General features: G+C 73.0%; 15 protein-coding genes and 1 pseudogene. 8 read left to right on the forward strand and 8 right to left on the reverse strand.

Going from position 1 to position 16,799, the window contains the following annotated elements; all coding sequences use genetic code 11:
- Positions 1–10 precede the first annotated feature (10 nt).
- Complete coding sequence (locus ADK66_RS10970) at positions 11–1,288, forward strand: glutamate-5-semialdehyde dehydrogenase (RefSeq protein WP_255353028.1); 1,278 nt, start codon at positions 11–13, stop codon at positions 1,286–1,288.
- A gap of 9 nt (positions 1,289–1,297) precedes the next feature.
- Here the strand turns inward: ADK66_RS10970 and ADK66_RS10975 are convergent, their stop codons facing one another.
- The 6 genes and pseudogenes from ADK66_RS10975 to ADK66_RS11000 all read right to left on the reverse strand — a co-directional run.
- Positions 1,298–2,338, reverse strand: a complete 1,041-nt coding sequence (locus ADK66_RS10975; protein ID WP_369814777.1) for a prenyltransferase/squalene oxidase repeat-containing protein — start codon at positions 2,336–2,338, stop codon at positions 1,298–1,300.
- A 200-nt stretch (positions 2,339–2,538) separates the two neighbouring features.
- Positions 2,539–3,720: an adenylyltransferase/sulfurtransferase MoeZ gene (gene moeZ, locus ADK66_RS10980; RefSeq protein ID WP_053654053.1), complete on the reverse strand. Its 1,182-nt coding sequence runs from the start codon at positions 3,718–3,720 to the stop codon at positions 2,539–2,541.
- 122 nt (positions 3,721–3,842) lie between these two features.
- A complete protein-coding gene (locus ADK66_RS10985; RefSeq protein ID WP_053654055.1) occupies positions 3,843–4,670 on the reverse strand; it encodes a DUF3152 domain-containing protein in 828 nt (275 codons plus the stop codon).
- Between the two features lie 103 nt (positions 4,671–4,773).
- Positions 4,774–5,613 carry a DUF3152 domain-containing protein gene (locus ADK66_RS10990; RefSeq protein WP_053654056.1) on the reverse strand — a complete coding sequence of 280 codons (840 nt, stop codon included), beginning with the start codon at positions 5,611–5,613 and terminating at the stop codon, positions 4,774–4,776.
- Between the two features lie 5 nt (positions 5,614–5,618).
- Positions 5,619–6,593 (reverse strand): alpha/beta fold hydrolase, encoded by a 975-nt coding sequence (locus tag ADK66_RS10995; protein WP_053654058.1) that lies wholly within the window; start codon positions 6,591–6,593, stop codon positions 5,619–5,621.
- A gap of 23 nt (positions 6,594–6,616) precedes the next feature.
- A pseudogene (locus ADK66_RS11000) lies at positions 6,617–8,314 on the reverse strand (hypothetical protein); the annotation flags it as partial.
- A gap of 232 nt (positions 8,315–8,546) precedes the next feature.
- On the opposite strand from ADK66_RS11000, the gene ADK66_RS31850 reads away from it, so the two are divergent.
- From ADK66_RS31850 to ADK66_RS11020, 6 genes are all read left to right on the forward strand, one after another.
- A complete protein-coding gene (locus ADK66_RS31850; RefSeq protein WP_167942858.1) occupies positions 8,547–9,116 on the forward strand; it encodes a hypothetical protein in 570 nt (189 codons plus the stop codon).
- A gap of 119 nt (positions 9,117–9,235) precedes the next feature.
- Positions 9,236–9,490 (forward strand): hypothetical protein, encoded by a 255-nt coding sequence (locus ADK66_RS31855; protein WP_167942857.1) that lies wholly within the window; start codon positions 9,236–9,238, stop codon positions 9,488–9,490.
- Between the two features lie 747 nt (positions 9,491–10,237).
- Positions 10,238–10,876 (forward strand): TetR/AcrR family transcriptional regulator, encoded by a 639-nt coding sequence (locus ADK66_RS11005; RefSeq protein ID WP_053654060.1) that lies wholly within the window; start codon positions 10,238–10,240, stop codon positions 10,874–10,876.
- A 64-nt stretch (positions 10,877–10,940) separates the two neighbouring features.
- Positions 10,941–11,168 (forward strand): DUF3107 domain-containing protein, encoded by a 228-nt coding sequence (locus ADK66_RS11010; protein WP_053654062.1) that lies wholly within the window; start codon positions 10,941–10,943, stop codon positions 11,166–11,168.
- A 490-nt stretch (positions 11,169–11,658) separates the two neighbouring features.
- On the forward strand, positions 11,659–13,344 hold the full coding sequence (locus tag ADK66_RS11015) for a DEAD/DEAH box helicase (protein WP_197281485.1): 1,686 nt from the start codon (positions 11,659–11,661) through the stop codon (positions 13,342–13,344).
- Between the two features lie 87 nt (positions 13,345–13,431).
- Positions 13,432–14,595 (forward strand): SAM-dependent methyltransferase, encoded by a 1,164-nt coding sequence (locus ADK66_RS11020; protein WP_053654064.1) that lies wholly within the window; start codon positions 13,432–13,434, stop codon positions 14,593–14,595.
- A gap of 13 nt (positions 14,596–14,608) precedes the next feature.
- On the opposite strand, the gene ADK66_RS11025 is transcribed toward ADK66_RS11020, so the two are convergent.
- Positions 14,609–15,013 (reverse strand): hypothetical protein, encoded by a 405-nt coding sequence (locus tag ADK66_RS11025; RefSeq protein WP_231640001.1) that lies wholly within the window; start codon positions 15,011–15,013, stop codon positions 14,609–14,611.
- Positions 15,014–15,292: 279 nt separating this feature from the next.
- Between ADK66_RS11025 and ADK66_RS11030 the strand changes: the two genes are divergently transcribed.
- The gene (locus ADK66_RS11030; RefSeq protein ID WP_053654068.1) at positions 15,293–15,709 is read left to right on the forward strand and encodes a helix-turn-helix domain-containing protein; all 417 of its coding nucleotides are present in this window, start codon (positions 15,293–15,295) and stop codon (positions 15,707–15,709) included.
- Between the two features lie 17 nt (positions 15,710–15,726).
- Here the strand turns inward: ADK66_RS11030 and ADK66_RS11035 are convergent, their stop codons facing one another.
- On the reverse strand, positions 15,727–16,665 hold the full coding sequence (locus ADK66_RS11035; protein WP_053654071.1) for a hypothetical protein: 939 nt from the start codon (positions 16,663–16,665) through the stop codon (positions 15,727–15,729).
- Positions 16,666–16,799 lie beyond the last annotated feature (134 nt).

Here is a 16,799-nt window from a genome sequence, read left to right on the forward strand (position 1 = left end):
GCCTGGCGTTGTGAAGGGGCCCCTTCCTAACACCGAGGAGTGCAGAATGAGCGTCGCCGAGCAGGCTCGACGGGCGCGGGACGCCGCCGCGACCTTGGCAGTGGCCACCCGTACCGCCAAGGACGCCGCGCTTGTCGCGATGGCCGACGCGCTTGTCGCGCGTACACCGGAGATCCTGACCGCGAACGAGGCGGACCTCGCGGCCGGCCGCGACGCCGGGCTGAGCGCGGCCGTGTTGGACCGGCTCGCGCTCGACGCGGGCCGGGTGGCCGGCATCGCGGACGCGCTGCGCCAGATGGCCGCGCTGCCCGACCCGGTCGGCGAGGTGGTCCGGGGCTCGACACTGCCCAACGGCCTGGAGCTGCGCCAGATCCGGGTGCCGTTCGGGGTGGTCGGCATCATCTACGAGGCGCGCCCCAACGTCACAGTGGACGCCGCCGGCATCTGCCTGAAGTCCGGCAACGCCGCCCTTCTGCGCGGGTCGTCGTCGGCCGCGCACTCAAACGCCGCGCTGGTGGCAGTGCTGCGGGACGCGGTCGCCGGTGCGGGGCTGCCGGCCGACGCCGTGCAACTGCTCGACGCCAGCTCCCGCGAGTCGGTCAAGGAGCTGATGCGCGCCCGAGGGCTCGTCGACGTGTTGATCCCGCGCGGTGGCGCCTCGCTGATCCGCACTGTGGTCGAGGAGTCGACCGTGCCGGTGATCGAGACCGGGGTGGGCAACTGTCACGTCTACGTCGACGCCGCAGCGGACGTCTCGCAGGCCGTGGCCGTGACGCTGAACGCCAAGACCCAGCGGCTGTCCACCTGCAACACCGCCGAGTCGCTGCTGGTGCACGCCGACGTCGCCGACGCGTTCCTGCCGCCGATGCTCGCCGCGTTCGCCGAGGCCGGGGTGACGGTGCACGGCTCCCCCGAGGTAGCCGCGTACTCCCCGGCGGTGGTCCCGGCCACCGAGGAGGACTACGCCGCCGAATACCTGTCGGCCGACATCTCCGTCGCGGTGGTCGACTCGCTGGACGCGGCGGTCGCGCACATCCGCACGTACGGCACCGGGCACACCGAGGCGATCCTCACCGACTCGGCGAACGCCGCCCGCGACTTCGTGGCCCGTGTCGACGCGGCGGCGGTGATGGTGAACGCCTCCACCCGGTTCACCGACGGGGGCGAGTTCGGCTTCGGCGCGGAGATCGGCATCTCGACGCAGAAGCTGCACGCCCGTGGCCCGATGGGGCTGCCGGAGCTGACAAGCACCAAGTACGTCGTCACCGGCAACGGCCACCTGCGCTGACGCGGCGGCTCAACCGGCGGTCTCGGCCAGCCCCGGCGGCGCGGTCTCCTGCCAAACGGGCGGCACGGCAGCCTGGCGGGCCGGCGGCACCGCAGCCGGACGGACGGGCGGCACGCCTGTCTGATGGACAGGCGGCACCGCAGCCGGGCGGGCCGGTGGCCTGGCCTCCGGACGGACGGGTGGCCCGCCGGCCTGGAGGGCGGGCCGCTTCTGGCCGGGCACCGTCGCCGGACGGCAGGCCCGGATCGCCGACAGCGTCGAGTGCACGTCGAACTGGTGGCCGTCCTCGCTCTCCCAACCGCCGTCGCTGCGCTGGGTCTCGGCCAGTCGCCGCAGGGCGCGGACCATGATCCAGTCCTGGAGGTCGATGCCGACCCGGCGCAGCGTGGCCGCCAGCCAGGCGACGTCGCCCGGGGACATCTTCGGCATCCGTTCGGCGAGCACCACCTGGATCCGCGCGGACTCCTGGAACATGTCCTGCCGGTGCAGGACGGCAGCGCTCAGCCACCCGGCGGCGAGGAACGACGGCCAACTGCCGTCCGGTCGCAGCCGCGCGGCGATCGAGTGGGCCGCCGCCTGCACCACCCCGGCGTACGCCCCGCCGACTCGGTGATCGAGCGGGCCGGAGGCTCGGGCGTCCAGGCCGGCGACAGTGAGCCAGAACCCGGCGTTACTGGTGAGGAAGAGCTTGGCCTCCGGGTCGCCGGGGCGGGCCCACTCCGGCGCCGAACCGGCAAGCGAGGCGTCCTCGTCCCAGCCGCCGTCGGCCTGCTGCCGGGACGCCAGCCAGTCGAGGGCGCGGCGTGCGGCGGGACGGGCGAGCGCGCCCAGGTCGTCCAACTCGGCGAGCCGGAAGCAGGTGGCGTCGACCGAGGCGATCTCGCCGCCCCACGTCGCGGGCCATCCGCCGTCGGGCGACTGGCCGATCTCAGCGGTGTCCAACACCTCCGGAGGCGGGGGTGTGCCGTTGCGCAGCCAGGAGAGGCGGGCACGCTCCACCGCATCCCCATGCGCCACGACGAACCCGATCGCGGCATTCAAGTCGACCACGGCAGAGACGCTACCTGCGCAGACGTGATACCGCCTCGGGGAATCGGCCAGGCCGGTATGGCTGCGACGCTCCGGTCACAGGGCTGCTCGGAGCGCTTTCGCGTCGATTTGCCGCACTGTCGACGGGCTTGCCGTGCGGGCGCTCGTCGTACCGGGGGCGGCTCGGGGCGCGGCGTGCACCGCAGCCCCGAGCCGGCCGGTCAGTACGCGGGCAGCGACGGGTCGATCTGCTTGATCCAGGACAGCACGCCGCCCTGCACGTGCACGGCGTCACGGAACCCGGCCGCCTTGAGCGCGGCGAGAGCCTCCGCCGAGCGGACACCGGACTTGCAGTGCAGCACGACCTGCCGGTCCTGCGGCAGCTTCACGAGGGCCTCACCGGAGAGGATCTCGCCCTTGGGGATCAGGGTGGAGCCGGGGATCCGGACGATCTCGTACTCGGCCGGCTCGCGCACGTCGACGAGGAAGATGTCCTTGCCGGCGTCCTGCCACTCCTTGAGCTCCAGGGCGGTGATCGTCGAGTCGAGGGTGGCCTCCTGGGCCTCCTCGGAGACCGCGCCGCAGAAGTCCTCGTAGTCCTCCAGCAGGTCGGTGACCGTCGGGTTCTCGCCGCAGAGCACGCAGTTCGGGTCCTTGCGGACCTTGATCTTGCGGTACTCCATCTCCAGGGCGTCGTAGACCATCAGGCGGCCGACAAGCGGCTCGCCGACGCCGGCGAGCAGCTTGATCGCCTCGTTGACCTGGATCGACCCGATCGACGCGCAGAGCACCCCGAGCACGCCGCCCTCGGCGCAGGACGGGACCATGCCCGGCGGCGGGGGCTCCGGGTAGAGGCACCGGTAGCAGGGGCCGTGCTCGGCCCAGAACACCGACGCCTGGCCGTCGAACCGGTAGATCGAGCCCCAGACGTACGGCTTGCCGAGCAGCACCGCCGCGTCGTTGACCATGTAACGGGTGGCGAAGTTGTCGGTGCCGTCCACGATCAGGTCGTACTGGGCGAAGATCTCGCGGACGTTCTCCCGGTCCAGGGCGGTGTTGTGGATCTCCACGTTGACCAGCGGGTTGATCTCGCGGATCGACGCGGCGGCGGACTCGGCCTTGGACCGGCCGATGTCGGACACGCCGTGGATGATCTGACGCTGGAGGTTCGACTCGTCGACGGTGTCGAAGTCGATGATGCCGAGGGTGCCGACACCCGCGGCAGCGAGGTACATGAGGGCGGGCGAGCCGAGGCCACCGGCGCCGACACAGAGCACCCGGGCGTTCTTCAGCCGCTTCTGCCCGGTCACCCCGACGTCCGGGATGATCAGGTGGCGTGAGTAGCGGCGGATCTCGTCAACGGTCAGCTCGGCGGCGGGTTCGACGAGCGGGGGCAACGGCACGGTGGACTCCCCGGGATCGGCGGTGCGAACCGCGCCATTGTTGCTCGCCGGAGCCCGTGTCGGCCATGAGGGAGGACACTGGCCCGCGATGCGGGAGCGGGAATAACGACGACCGGGGTCGATCAGGGCACGATGTCGCCCGAATAGCGGCGGCCGTCCAGGTACGGCCAGGCGTTCGCCACACAGCCCTGCAGCCCGTACGTCTGCTGCTGCATCACCGGCGCGGGCTCCCCCGGGCCGGGGCACGCCTCGTGCTCCTCACCGAACTCGTGGCCAACCTCGTGGTTGATCACATATGTGCGATACGTCTCCAGCGGTGCCCCGTAGTCAGGCACCGCCTCCTGCCAGCGGGCGAGGTTGATGATGACCTGGCCCGGCAGCCGACAGGACGTGTAGCGCTCGGTGGTCAACCCGCCCTCGGCGCACATCCGCTCGGAGGTGACAGGCGTGGCCAGGTAGATGGTGAAGTCGGCGGCTCCGGCGTCGGCGACCCGCTGGATCCGCAGCTCACCGGAGGCGATCCAGCTGCGTGGGTCGGTGAGCACCGCGTCCACCCGGGCGGCGAACGCAGCGGCGTCCTGGCCGGTCCCGCGCTCCACGACCACCCGGTAGCGGCGCAACGGCCCGTCCTTGCCGTGCACGGGGGTCTCACCGTCGGCGGCTGTGAACCGGCCCGCGCCGACCGACGGATACCCGGTGGGCTCCGGGTGCGCGCCCAGCCCGCCACCGTGCCCCATCCCGCCCTGGGTGGTGGCCGGCGCCTCGACCGGGTCTTCACCGCCGCGGCTCACTGTCACGCCGATGGCGGTGGCGAGCAGGAGTACGCCGAGAAGCAGGCTGCGGCGTCGCCGCCGTCGCATCCGGACGAGCGTGGGACGCGCGCCCTCGTACGCCGGCTGGTCCGCTGGGTCGTGCGGCTCGGGCGGGCCGTAAGGGGCAGACGGCATCATGGTGTCAGCCTGCCAGATTATTCGGGCATATCTCCGCTTTTACCGCTATTTACGCAAGACGACCTGAAGGCGGCGAACCCGGTCGGCGTATCGGAGCAGCAGCTCAGAGCGGAGGGCCGGAGTAGCGCCGACCGTTCAGGTACGGCCACGGGTTGGCGCGGCACCCCTTGAGGAAGATGGTCTGCTGCATCATCACCGGCGCCGGCCGGCCCGCACCCGGGCAGCGCTCATGCCGGTGCCCGAGCTGGTGGCCCACCTCGTGATTGACCACGTACGTCCGGTAGACCGAGAGCGGCACACCAGCCGACACGAAGTGCGGCACGGACAGCCGCCACCGATCCAAATTGATGATCACCTGACCGGCCGCACGGCACGACGTGTACGGCCGCCCGCCGATGGAGATGTTCACCCCACCGGCGGCACACATCCGACCCGCAGTACGGGCGGTAGCCAGGTAGACGGTGAAGTCCCGGGGCCTGTCCCCCGGCACCTGCCGCAACCGCAGCCGACCGCTGTCGACCCAGCTGCCCGGCCCGGCCAACGCCGTCTCGACCGCCTGCCCGAACGCGGCGACGTCCTCGTTGCTGCCCGCCTCGACCGCCACCCGGTAGTTGCGCAGCACACCCGCACGGCCCAACACGGGACCGGTGCGGTCGTCGTAGCCGAACCGGCCGGTGCCCGCTGTCGGCACCGGCCCGGGCATCCGCAGCACCGGCGCCGGGCTCGACGGAGTCACCGCCGTCACGGACGGGGACGGCTCGACAGACGGTGGCAACGGCCCGGCCACGAGCGGCGGCGGGCCGACCTCCTCGGCGGACAACTGGTCGGGCTTGCGGCCCGGCCCCTCGGCGACGACTGTCACCGCCGCGACGACAGCCACCACCACCGCCACCAGCTGGGCGATCAACGCGAAGCGCCGGCGACGGCGAGCAGACGTGGGCATCCGGCTCAGCCTGCCAGATCAGACCGCCGCCCGGACTCCTCCGTTTCGGCGAGCAGACCGACCACCGCGCGGGCGACCAGCCGGGGCACCTCCAACTGCGCCACGTGACCGACCCCGTCAAGCATCAGCAGCCGACTGTCCGGGATGACACGGGCGGTCTGCGGCGCGACACGTACGTCGACAAGGCGATCCGCCCGGCCACCCACAACGAGCGCTGGCGCGCGTACCGACGCGGCGAGCCGCCACAGCGAACCCGGCCCCGGCAGGTACGACCGCAGGAAGCTCGACACCAGACCCCGGAACGTCCGGACGTACGCGGCCGCGTAGTGCGCCGCCTCGTAGCGCACCCGGATCTCCTCCAACGCCTCGGCGCGGCGCTGCGCACCGATACGGCTCAGGTCGGCGACACAGGCCTCCAGCACCTGCTGGGCCATGATCTCGGGCGCGAGCTGGGTGAGGTACCGGGCGACCAGCCGCTCGCCACCGGGAATCGCCAGCACCGGCAGCATCCGACCCTGCAACGAGCGCCGGAAGTCCAGGAACGGCAACGCCGGAGAGATCAGCGTGAGGGTACGGACCAGGTCGGGTCGGAGCCCGGCCACCTGCACCGCGATCGCGCCGCCCAGCGAGTTACCGAACAGGTGGACCGGCCCCCGGTCGGAGTGCTCGATCCATCTGATGACCAGGTCCGCGAAGGCCGGAATTGTGTAGCGGCGACCCGGCTCACTACGGCCGAAACCCGGCAGGTCGATGGCCTGACCGTCCAACCGGTCGGCCAGCAGCCCGGCCAGGTCCGTCCAGTTCTGCGACGAGCCTCCCAGCCCGTGCACGTACAGCGCCGGCTCCGCACCGGCGGACGTGGCGGGGGTGTCCCGGACGTACAACGCCGAACCGCCGAAGCGGACCTCCCGGCCCGGCCACGGCGGCGGAAGGTCGGCCTCGGGAAGGAGATGGTCCGGCCAGAGGGTCGCGCGCTTCATACCTCCAGTCTGCCCCGGACCGTTCAGGACAGCAGCGCCTCCAGCCGACGGTTGACCGCCGCGAGCGTGGCCCGTACCACCGCCTGCCGGGGGTCGCCTGCCACAAGGGCCGAGCCGGCGAGCTGCTCGACCCAACCGTCGCAGACCAGCAGCACCACAACGGTTGCCACCTCGCAGTTGCCGAACGGCACCACTGCGGCGTGCTCGACGAAACAGCGCCCACGCTCGGCGTTCTCGGCGCCGCTCAGCAACTCGTCCACGGCGGCGCCCGCAGCCACCGCGCAGAGACGCAGCACGTAGCCGTCGACCGCCGGACCGGTGGCGTACCCGGCGGCGCTGTCGTCGCCGGCCAGCAGCCGGACCTCCACATTGGCGTCCAGGCCGAAGGTGCTGACCTGCACATGGTCGATGACCACCCGCGGCCCCGGCGTACCGCCGGTGTCCAGCGGGCGGGAGGGCGCCGACTCCGTCGTGGTCACCTGACCACCGGAGTACGACGTACCCACCGTCGCCGGACTGCCGGTGGCTGCTCCGGTGGGCGCGGACGAGACCGAGCCGGGCTCCTCGACTGTGGCGCGGCCCCGGTGCGGGGCGGCTGCCCGCCGTCGACGCGCGGCGTCCGGGCCGGACCACCGCTCCGGTGCCGCAGGCGTGGCCTCGACCCTGCTCCCCGTTGGGCGACCGGCCGCCGCCTCGGTGGCCGGTCGCGCCTGCGCGAGGGTGTCGCGCGGCTCGATGCCAGTGGGTTCGACGGCACGCGGGTCGGCCGCACGGCGGCGGACCGGTGGCGGCGGGGCGGTTGGCAGGCCTGGCACGTTCTGTGGGGCGGCGGCAAGCCCCATCCGATCCTGGAGCAGCCGTGCGACCTGCCGACTCACCTCGGCCGGGTCGGCTCCGTCAGCCAGGTCCAGTCGCAGGCTGTGCGCGCCCGCCGGGGTACGGCGCAGCGCGGCATCGCGGACGCCGGCCACCTCCCGTACGGCGTCCAGGATGGCGTTGACGTCGAACCCTTCGGGACGCTCCCGCAGCGGTGCGGGCTCGTCGTCGCGTCGCAGGTGGGTGGCGATACGGGCGAGTTCGGGAGTTTCGGCAGGTGGTTCCACGGCTGGCGGCTCCGGCACGACGGGCACGTCCGGTTCCGCGGGGACGCGCTGCGGCAGCACCGCGGTGTCCGGCAATCGGCCGCTGCCGGAATCGGCCGGCGACGCCAGGTCGGGGGCGGATCGGCGAGCGGCGTAAGGAGGGACGGACGTGGATGAGGGCCGGTCGTGACGCCCGGACCCACTGTTGGCAGAGGCCGGAACGGCACCGGCCGAGGGCTGCGGGCCGGCGGACGGACCGGTCGCCGGGAAAGCGGTGCGGGACGACTCGGCGGAAGGCGGACCGGACGGCTCGGGCGGCTCCGGCCTGAGCCGGAACGGTGCGACCGGGCGTGCCTCCGGCCGGAGCGGCCCGGCCGACTCCCCCGCGTCGCTCGCGCGGGGTGCGCCGGGCAGACGGGCAGCCGGCCAGGACGGCCGATCGGTCGAGGTCGTTGGTAGACGCCCCTCGGACCAGTCAGGCCGGTCGGTGCCTGCGCTCGCCGGGGTCGTCGGCGCTCCGCCGGCCCAGGAGGGGCGCTCCGCCGGTGGTACGGGTTCCCCCAGCGGCGGAGTCGCCGGCGGTGCGATCGGTGGTGGTGGCGCGTCGGTAAGCGTCGGCGGTGGGCCGGCGGGCGCAGACGGCAGGTCGGCCGGCGTTCGGTTGCCGGTCCGCACGGGGCCGTCGGTCCGCACGGGGCCGTCGGTCCGCACCAGGCTGTCGGCTTGCGGTGCGATGTCGGTTCGCGCTGGACCGTCGGTCGGCGCTGGGCCGTCGGTTCGCGCTGGGCCGGCCCAGGACGGCCGCGTACCGGCAGGCGGGCTGACGGGGGTCGGGTCGCCGGGCCACGCCGGACGGGACGGGGGACCGCTGGTGGGCGCCGGGTCCGAACCGGACCAGGGCGGACGGGACGGGGGACCGCTGGTCGGCGCTGGATCCGGACCGGACCAGGGCAGCCGGGATGGCGGGCCGCTGGTGGGCACCGGGTCCGACCCGGACCAGGGCGGACGCGACGGCGGACCACTTGTCGGCGCCGGGTCCGAACCGCCAGCCCAGGACGGCCGGGGCGGGGACGGGATGGTCGACGCCGGGCCGGCCCACGACGGGCGAGGAGGCGGACTGACCGGGGCCGGATCGGACCCACCGGTCCACGACGGGCGGGACGGCGGAGCACTGACCGGTGCCCGATCCGAACCACCCGCCCACGACGGACGGTCGGCCGGCGGGCCGCTGGTGGGGGCGGGGCCGTCTGCCCAGGGCGAGCGGGCGGCCGCGCCGGACTCGGTCGCATCCTCGGCGTCCGGGTCGTCCCGGGTCGTGTCGTACGCCTGCGGCAGGTCGGCACGCACCGGCTCGTACGGGCGCGGTGACTCGACAGGCACCGGCTCGTACGGGCGGTTGGGCTCGGCGGCCCAGCCCGGCGCGGACTCGTCCCGGGCCTGACGACCGGCAGGCTCACCGGCCTGGCGTGACCAGGGCGGCTCCCAGCCACTGCCCCGACTCGGGTGGTTCCAGCTCGGCCCGGACCAGTCCGGTTCGATGGTCGCCGACTCCCCGGCCCGGTGCGTGTCCCCAGCGGGGCGGTCGGGCGGACCGTCGAGACCACGTTCAGCATCGAACCCGCGCTCATCGTCAAAGCCGCGCTCAGCGTCAAGCCCGCGCTCATCGTCAAAGCCGCGCTCATCGTCAAAGCCACGCTCAGCATCGAACGCACGCTCGGCGTCGGCGGCTTGCCGCTCGCCGGTCGGCGCGTGGAGTCCGGGCGGCACCTCGAAGCCCGAGGCGGCGGTGCCGACGGGCGGCACCTGGACGGGTGACGGCGTCGAGGTGGGCAGCCCGGGGTCGGCCCAGCGGGCGCTACGCGGGCCCGTCGGATCGGCCGTGGAGTGCCGCACGGCGTCGGTGTCGCCGGCGGTCTGCTCGCCCGGCGGCGCGGGGCGCTGGGCCGGCACCACCAGACGGTCACCGGAGGCGTCGGACCGGGCCTCCGCGGTCAGCCCGGGCGGCGCGCTCACCGGCGCGGGACGGCTCGACGGAAGATCGGCGCCGGGAGGGCGTACACCGTGGGTTTCGGCGTCGGCGCGTCCCACGCCGTTGGTCTCCAAGTCGGCGCGGCGGACGCCGTTGGTGTGGTGACCGTTGACCCGCGCCGGGGGCTCGGGCTCGGGCTCCCCGGGCCTGCCGCCCAGCGGGGCGGGCAGATCGCCGTGCCGCGCGGAGGCGGCCCGCCAACCGGACGCGGGGTCGGGCTGCCAGCGTGCCGCCTGCTCCCGGGCGGCCTCGCGCTCGGCGGCTCGGGACCACCCGCCCGCCGGGGGCGCCCACCCGTCGCCGGAACGGCCCGGGTCGTCGTGCTGACCCGTTCCGTCACCGTGCTCTCCCGGGGTGGCGGCTCCGGGTTGCCCTGTTTCACTCACCGCGCGCTCCTTGGTCGCCCCCGCTGAGGCTACCGTGTGGGGAGAGTGGCGATAAGTTACAGCGGCGGGCCATTTCCACGACGCGATCGCGGGCCGCCCCGTCTTGGGGGGAAAATGCCGGCTCGTACGGAGAACTCGGAGGATCCCATGACCGCTGTGGGGAACGGTGCACAGACCGCTGGCAGGCCCACCCGCCTGCCCCGTTCGGCGCGCCGTAAGCAGCTGCTCGCGGCGGCGCAGGAGGTGTTCGTCGCGCAGGGTTACCACGCTGCGGCGATGGACGACATCGCCGAGCGGGCCGGGGTTTCCAAGCCGGTGCTCTATCAACACTTCCCGGGGAAGATGGAGCTCTATCTCGCCCTGCTCGACACGCACTGTGATGCCATCGTTGCCAAAGTGCAGGACGCGATGCACGGCACGAGCGACAACAAGGAGCGGGTCAGCGCGTCGGTGCGGGCGTACTTCGACTTCGTCGACCACGAGAGCGAGGCGTTCCGCCTCGTCTTCGAGTCGGATCTGCGCAACGACCCGGCCGTACGGCAGCGGGTGGAGCGGGTCGAGCAGGGCTGCATCGCGGCGATCACCGACACGATCATCTCGGACACCGGCGTGAGCAGGTCGCACGCCGAGTTGCTCGCCTCCGGCCTGGTGGGCGCGGCGGAGACGGCCGCGCAGTTCTGGCTGGCCCGGGGCCGGCAGGTGCCCAAGGCCGAGGCCGAGGCGTTGGTGGCGGCGTTGTCGTGGCGGGGCATCGCGAGCTTCCCGCTGCAAGGTGAGTCAGCCTGACCACCGCCCCCGTGATCGGATAGCCTTCGCAGGGCGGTTCTTTCGCCCCAGTTGAGGAGGCACAGTGGAGGTCAAGATCGGCGTGCAGTACGCGCCGCGCGAGCTGGTTCTGGACAGCGCGCAGTCGCCGGCCGAGATCGAGCAGATCGTGACCGACGCCTTCGCCGGCGATGGCGGCACGCTCTCCCTGACCGACGAGAAGGGCCGGCGGGTAATCGTTCCGGTCGAGAAGGTCGCCTACGTCGAGATCGCCGAGGCGTCCCCCCGATCGGTCGGTTTCACCGTCCGCTGACTGGTCCGGCCATTGCGGCAGGTCGGCGTCGCCCACCTGCCGCGGGCCGGGACCGCACCATCCGGCGCGTAGGTCGCCTGCTCAGCCCGACGGTTGCCATTCGTCCGGTGTGCGCCGCAGTGAGCCGCCTGGACAACCCGACACATCCGGCCCGGACGCCCTGCGCGATGAGCGCAGTGAGCGCGGGCCGCTCGACAGCCTGGGGCAACGCGTAGCCGACCCAGGAAGCCGTTCGACAGGCCCTGTGGCGCAGGTCACAATCAATGCCCCCGCGTGGCGGCTGGCCGCCCGGGAATCGGGACGTGAGCTTGCCTGTTCAGGTAGCATGGAGCAGTTGCCGTGGGCGCCGATCTGATCGAAGCTCAGCCCGCGGCGCGCGTGCGGCCCGGTCCGGCTCGGCAGTCTGCCCCCGACCGTGTGGCCCGCGTCATACCGAACGCGCCCTGAGGACATGACGGGCGCACCCACGAGAGGGCACCCCCAAATCCACATGAGCGAACTGATTGAAGAACTGATGGACGGCCAGGAACTGGCACCCACAGCCCCGGTTCGGCCGGAGGCCCCCACCTTCGCCGCGCTCGGCGCCCGCGACGAGACCGTCGAGGCCCTGGCAGCGGCCGGCATCACCCGCGCGTTCGCCATCCAGGAGTACGCGATCCCGATCGCCCTGCGCGGCGTCGACCTCATCGGCCAGGCCCCCACCGGCACCGGCAAGACCCTCGGCTTCGGCGTTCCGCTGCTGGAGCGGGTCTTCGCGCCGAGCGAGGGCAGCGACGGCGTCCCCCAGGCGCTTGTCGTCGTCCCCACCCGTGAGCTGGGCATCCAGGTCGCCAAGGACCTCGCCGCCGCCGGCCGCACGCGCGGCATCCGGGTGCTGCCGATCTACGGCGGCGTGGCGTACGAGCCGCAGATCGACGCGCTGCGCAAGGGCGTCGAGATCCTGGTCGGCACCCCCGGCCGTCTGATGGACCTCCAGAAGCAGAAGCACCTCCGACTGGACCGGGTGCGCGCGCTCGTCCTCGACGAGGCTGACCGGATGCTCGACCTGGGCTTCCTCGACGACGTCGAGAAGATCCTCGCGATGCTCCCGGAAGACCGGCAGACGATGCTGTTCTCGGCCACCATGCCGGACCCGATCGTCACCCTGTCCCGGCGCTTCCTGCGCCAGCCGATGACGATCCACGCCGGGCACACCGCCGAGACCGGCCCGTCGCCGCAGACCCAGCAGCTGGTCTACCGCACCCACTCGATGAACAAGGTCGAGGTGGTGGCGCGCATCCTCCAGGCGGAGGGTCGCGGGCTGACCATGATCTTCACGCGTACCAAGCGGGCTGCCGACCGGGTCGCCGAGGACCTCGACTTCCGTGGGTTCGCCGTCGCCGCGGTGCACGGTGACCTGGGCCAGGGTGCCCGCGAGCGGGCGCTGCGGGCCTTCCGGGCCGGCAAGATCGACATCCTGGTCGCCACCGACGTGGCGGCCCGAGGGCTGGACGTCACGGGCGTCACCCACGTCATCAACTACGACTGCCCGGAAGACCAGGACACCTACACCCACCGGATCGGCCGGACCGGCCGGGCCGGAGCGACGGGCGTCGCGGTGACCTTCGTCGACTGGGACGACATGCCCCGCTGGCGGATCATCGACAAGACCCTCGGTCTGGACATGCCCGAGCCGCCGGAGACGTACCACACGTCGCCGCACCTCTACACCGACCTGCACATCTCCACCGAGGTCAGCGGCACGCTGCCCACGGCGGAGCGCACCCGGGCCGGGCTGTCCGCCGAGATCGAGGAAGACCTGGGTGGGACGACCCGTTCCCGCCGGGGCGACAGCGGTGGTCGCGGTCCGCGTCGCGGTGAGAGCCGTAGCGAGGGGCGGGGCGAGCGCCGTGGTCGCAGCGACGGCCGCCGCGACCGCACCGACGCCGCCGCGCCGGCCGCCGAGGTGCCCGTGGACGCGGCTGGCGACGAGGCCACCCGTACTCCCCGCCGCCGTCGTCGCCGCCGGGCCGGCGAGCCGGTCGCGGGCGAGGCCACCGCGGTGATCTCCGCCGACGCGGCACCGGCCGAGCCGTCCGCGGCCGCGGACGGCGACCCGTCCAAGCCGCGTCGCCGCCGGCGCCGCCGTTCTGGCGGTTCCGGCGCGGGTACGCCGGCCGAGGCGACCGCGGACTGACTCACAGACCCACCCGACATCCCCCGGACCGCCTGAGCGCGGTACGGGGGATGTTCCCTTCCCGCCCCACCTGCCGAAGATGGAACGATGCCGGAACCACTGGACGCCGCCCTCACCGAGGTCCGCACCCTGCTCCTCGACCCCACCCTGACCCGGGCTGTCGCCGCCGGCCGCCGACGGGGTCGCCGTCCCACTGTGGCCCGCGCCGAACTGCGGCCGGTGACGCTCAAGGCCGGGCCCCGGCTCCAGATCGCCACCTCCGACGGTGTACGCCCGTACACCCGCAATGTCGCCCCCGGTGCGGAGTCGGCAGCGGCGGTCGACGAGTTGCTGGCCGAGCCGTTCGGCAACTGGCACGTCGAGACGGCCGACGCGACGCTCCAACTGCGGGTGACCAAGTCCGGCGAGGCGCAGGTGCACCGGGCGGCGACGGCCCGACCAGCGGCGGCGCCAGCCGGGCACGACCGGGCGAAGGAATACCTGCTGGACCCGGGTGACGAGATCTTCGCCGAGATCGGCGGCTCGGCGGCCAAACGCCGCCAGGTGGACGCGTTCCTGCGGGCCCTGGCCGCGACCCTGCCCGACGAGCTGACCGGCTCGTTGCGGGTTGTCGACCTGGGCTGCGGCAACGCCTACCTGACCTTCGCCGCGTACCGGTACCTGTCCAGGCGGGGGCTCGACGTCGAACTGATCGGCGTCGACGTCCGGGAGGACCAGCGGCGGCGCAACACCGAGCTGGCACAGCGAATGGGCTGGGCCGACAAGGTCAGCTTCGTGGCCGGGACGATCGCCGACGCGGTCGTCGATCCCGCCCCGGATCTGGTGCTGGCGCTGCACGCCTGCGACACCGCCACCGACGAGGCGCTGGCCCGCGCGGTGCGCTGGGAGGCCCGCTGGGTGCTTGCCGCGCCCTGCTGCCACCACGACCTCGCGAAGCAGCTACGCGCACAGCCCGCACCAACCCCGTACGACCTGCTGACCCGGCAGGGCATCCTGCGCGAGCGCTTCGCTGACGTGCTCACCGACGCGCTGCGCGCCGGGCTGCTGCGGGTACACGGCTATCGGTCCGAGGTGGTGGAGTTCGTGGACTCCCAGCACACCCCGCGCAACCTGCTGATCCGTGCCCGCCGTACCGGCACCGAGGCAACCGGGGCCCAGCGTGCGGAGTACCGCGAACTGGTCGACCAGTGGCGGGTCACGCCCCGCCTGGAGACCCTGCTGGCCACCGCCGAGCAGCCGCCCGTCGCCTGACCGGTACGGCGGTTCAGCGTCGCCGGCCGCCGTTGCTGCCCCGGTCCCGACCGCCGAGACCACGGCCGAACGCCGACGCCCGGTCCCCGTCGGGCCGTTGGCCAGCGCGGTCGCCCCCGACCGGGCTGATCGGGAAGGGCACCACCTTGCCCGCGCCCTCGGCGTTGCCGGCCGCCGCGAAGGCGTTCCACGAAATGTCGACGAGCAGCTTCTTCGTCTCGGCGTGCCGGATGGCGGCGTTACGCTGCAACGCCATCCGGGCACCCAGCACGACGGTGACAAGCGTCGTGGTGATGGCACCGGTGGCGGCGAGCACGTCCGCACCTGTCGCCTCGTGGGTGCGGAGCACCATCCACAGCAACCAGATCCAGAACGCGGCGGCGAAGACGCCAGCATTGGCGACGAAGAAGAGGCTCACCGCACCAGGTTGGTACGGCCGCGGACGACTCGATTCGGCCATGGTGCTCCTCGGCGGTGGTCCGATCGGAGGCGACAGGCGAACAAACGCCCTGCCGGGACGGGCACCGAGCTTAGTAGAAGAACGACGATGATCGCTCGGTGGTGGTACGGGTACAGCGGGAGACGGAGTCTCATCGATGGGACGGTTTGTGTGGTCAGTCAGTGGTTTCCGCCTGCGGGCGTACTACTCTCGTGATGCATCGCCCAGTGCCCAGCCGGGAGGGATCAACACACACGGATGGGTTCCTCAGACGTTACACCGCAGATGGCCTTCGCCCGCTTCGTCCGTCGCGCCATCGACGACGCGCGCGACGAGCGCGGCTGGACCGTGACCGATCTTGCCTCACACACGGGCGTGGGTCGCTCCACGGTGTTCCGTTGGCTGGCTGGCGACTGGCAGGATTACCCCGAGCTGGCAAAGGTGCGCGGTTTCTGCGCCGCACTGGATCTGCCGGTGGCCGCCGCGTTCCGGGCACTCGGGCTGCCCGACGCGGGGCCGGCACCCCGCAAGCGCGGCGACGACGGTCCGGTAGAGGCGGACGTCCGCGTCATCCTGGACCGGCTGGCCGACCCCACGGTCCCGGCCGAGGAGAAACACCACATCCGCGACCTTCTCCGCTACCTGGCCCGCCGCCCCATCCGCCGAGCCGGCTGACCCCGCCGCGAGGCGGGTCAGGGGATCGTCAGTGTGAACTCGGCGGTGTGCACATTCGCGCCGACCTGGAAGTCCAGGTAGAGGCGGTAGCGCCCCGGGTCGGGAACGGTCAGCCAGAACTTCACCTGGCCGTCCACCAGTTCGAGCTCCGGGTGCACGTGCAGGTAGCCGAGGTCGCCCTCGCGCAGCGCCACCAGGTGCCCGTACGCGCCGAGGTAGCGCTCCAGCGCCGCGACACCGCCGACGCCGTCGACCCGGAACGTCAACGGCACAGTCGCCCCGGCCTGCGGGCTGCCCTGGTAGCTGACGGTGAACCCGTCCACAGTCGTCGACGTGGCAGGCTTCGGCAGCGGGCGCGGCTGGTAGCCGCCTGGCGCGACGAGGTCCACGCCGACGGTCACGGCCGTCTGGCCGCCGTCGTCGGCCACCGCTGTGAAATCGGCGTACGCCCGCCAGACGCCCGGCTGGGCGAGGGTCAGCGGCACCGACCAGGTGCCGTCGGGCGCCATTGTCGGATGCAGGTGCTGGTAGCCGGTGAGGTCCCGACGGACCACGATGAGGTGCATGGGCTTGTCGTGCACGACGGCGAAGCGGGTGACCGGCCGGCTCTGCGCGTCCCGCACCTGGAAACGCAGCTGCCCCGGCTGGCCGGCCGGGAACTCGGTGGCCAGCGGCGCGAACGTGTAGCCGGACGAGCTGACCGACAGGCCGCCAGCTTCGGCGCCCGCCTGCCCGTCGGTGCCCGTCACGGCACCGTGATCGTGGACTCCGGTGCCCGGCGGGTGGGTGTGCCCGCCGGTCGAGGACGACACACCGGCGGTGGCGGTGCCGCCGGTCCCACCGCCGTTGAGACGGCCGAGGCCGAACCCGAGCAGCACGGCGAGCACCAGGCCGCCGACCACCAGGGCCAGCCGGATCGTGCTCCGGTCCGCCACGGCGGAGACCTGGTCAGACACCGCAGGCGTCCAGCACGTGGCCCGTCGCGGCGGCACCGGCGTCCAGCGGGCGCGCGCGGGGGACGGGGTGCGGATCGGTCATGTCGCCCACGGTACCGTCGCCGCTGGCCAGCCCTGGTCGACGTCGCGACGGC

The organism is Micromonospora sp. NRRL B-16802, assembly GCF_001279555.1.
In the GTDB taxonomy this organism is placed as follows: domain Bacteria; phylum Actinomycetota; class Actinomycetes; order Mycobacteriales; family Micromonosporaceae; genus Micromonospora; species Micromonospora profundi.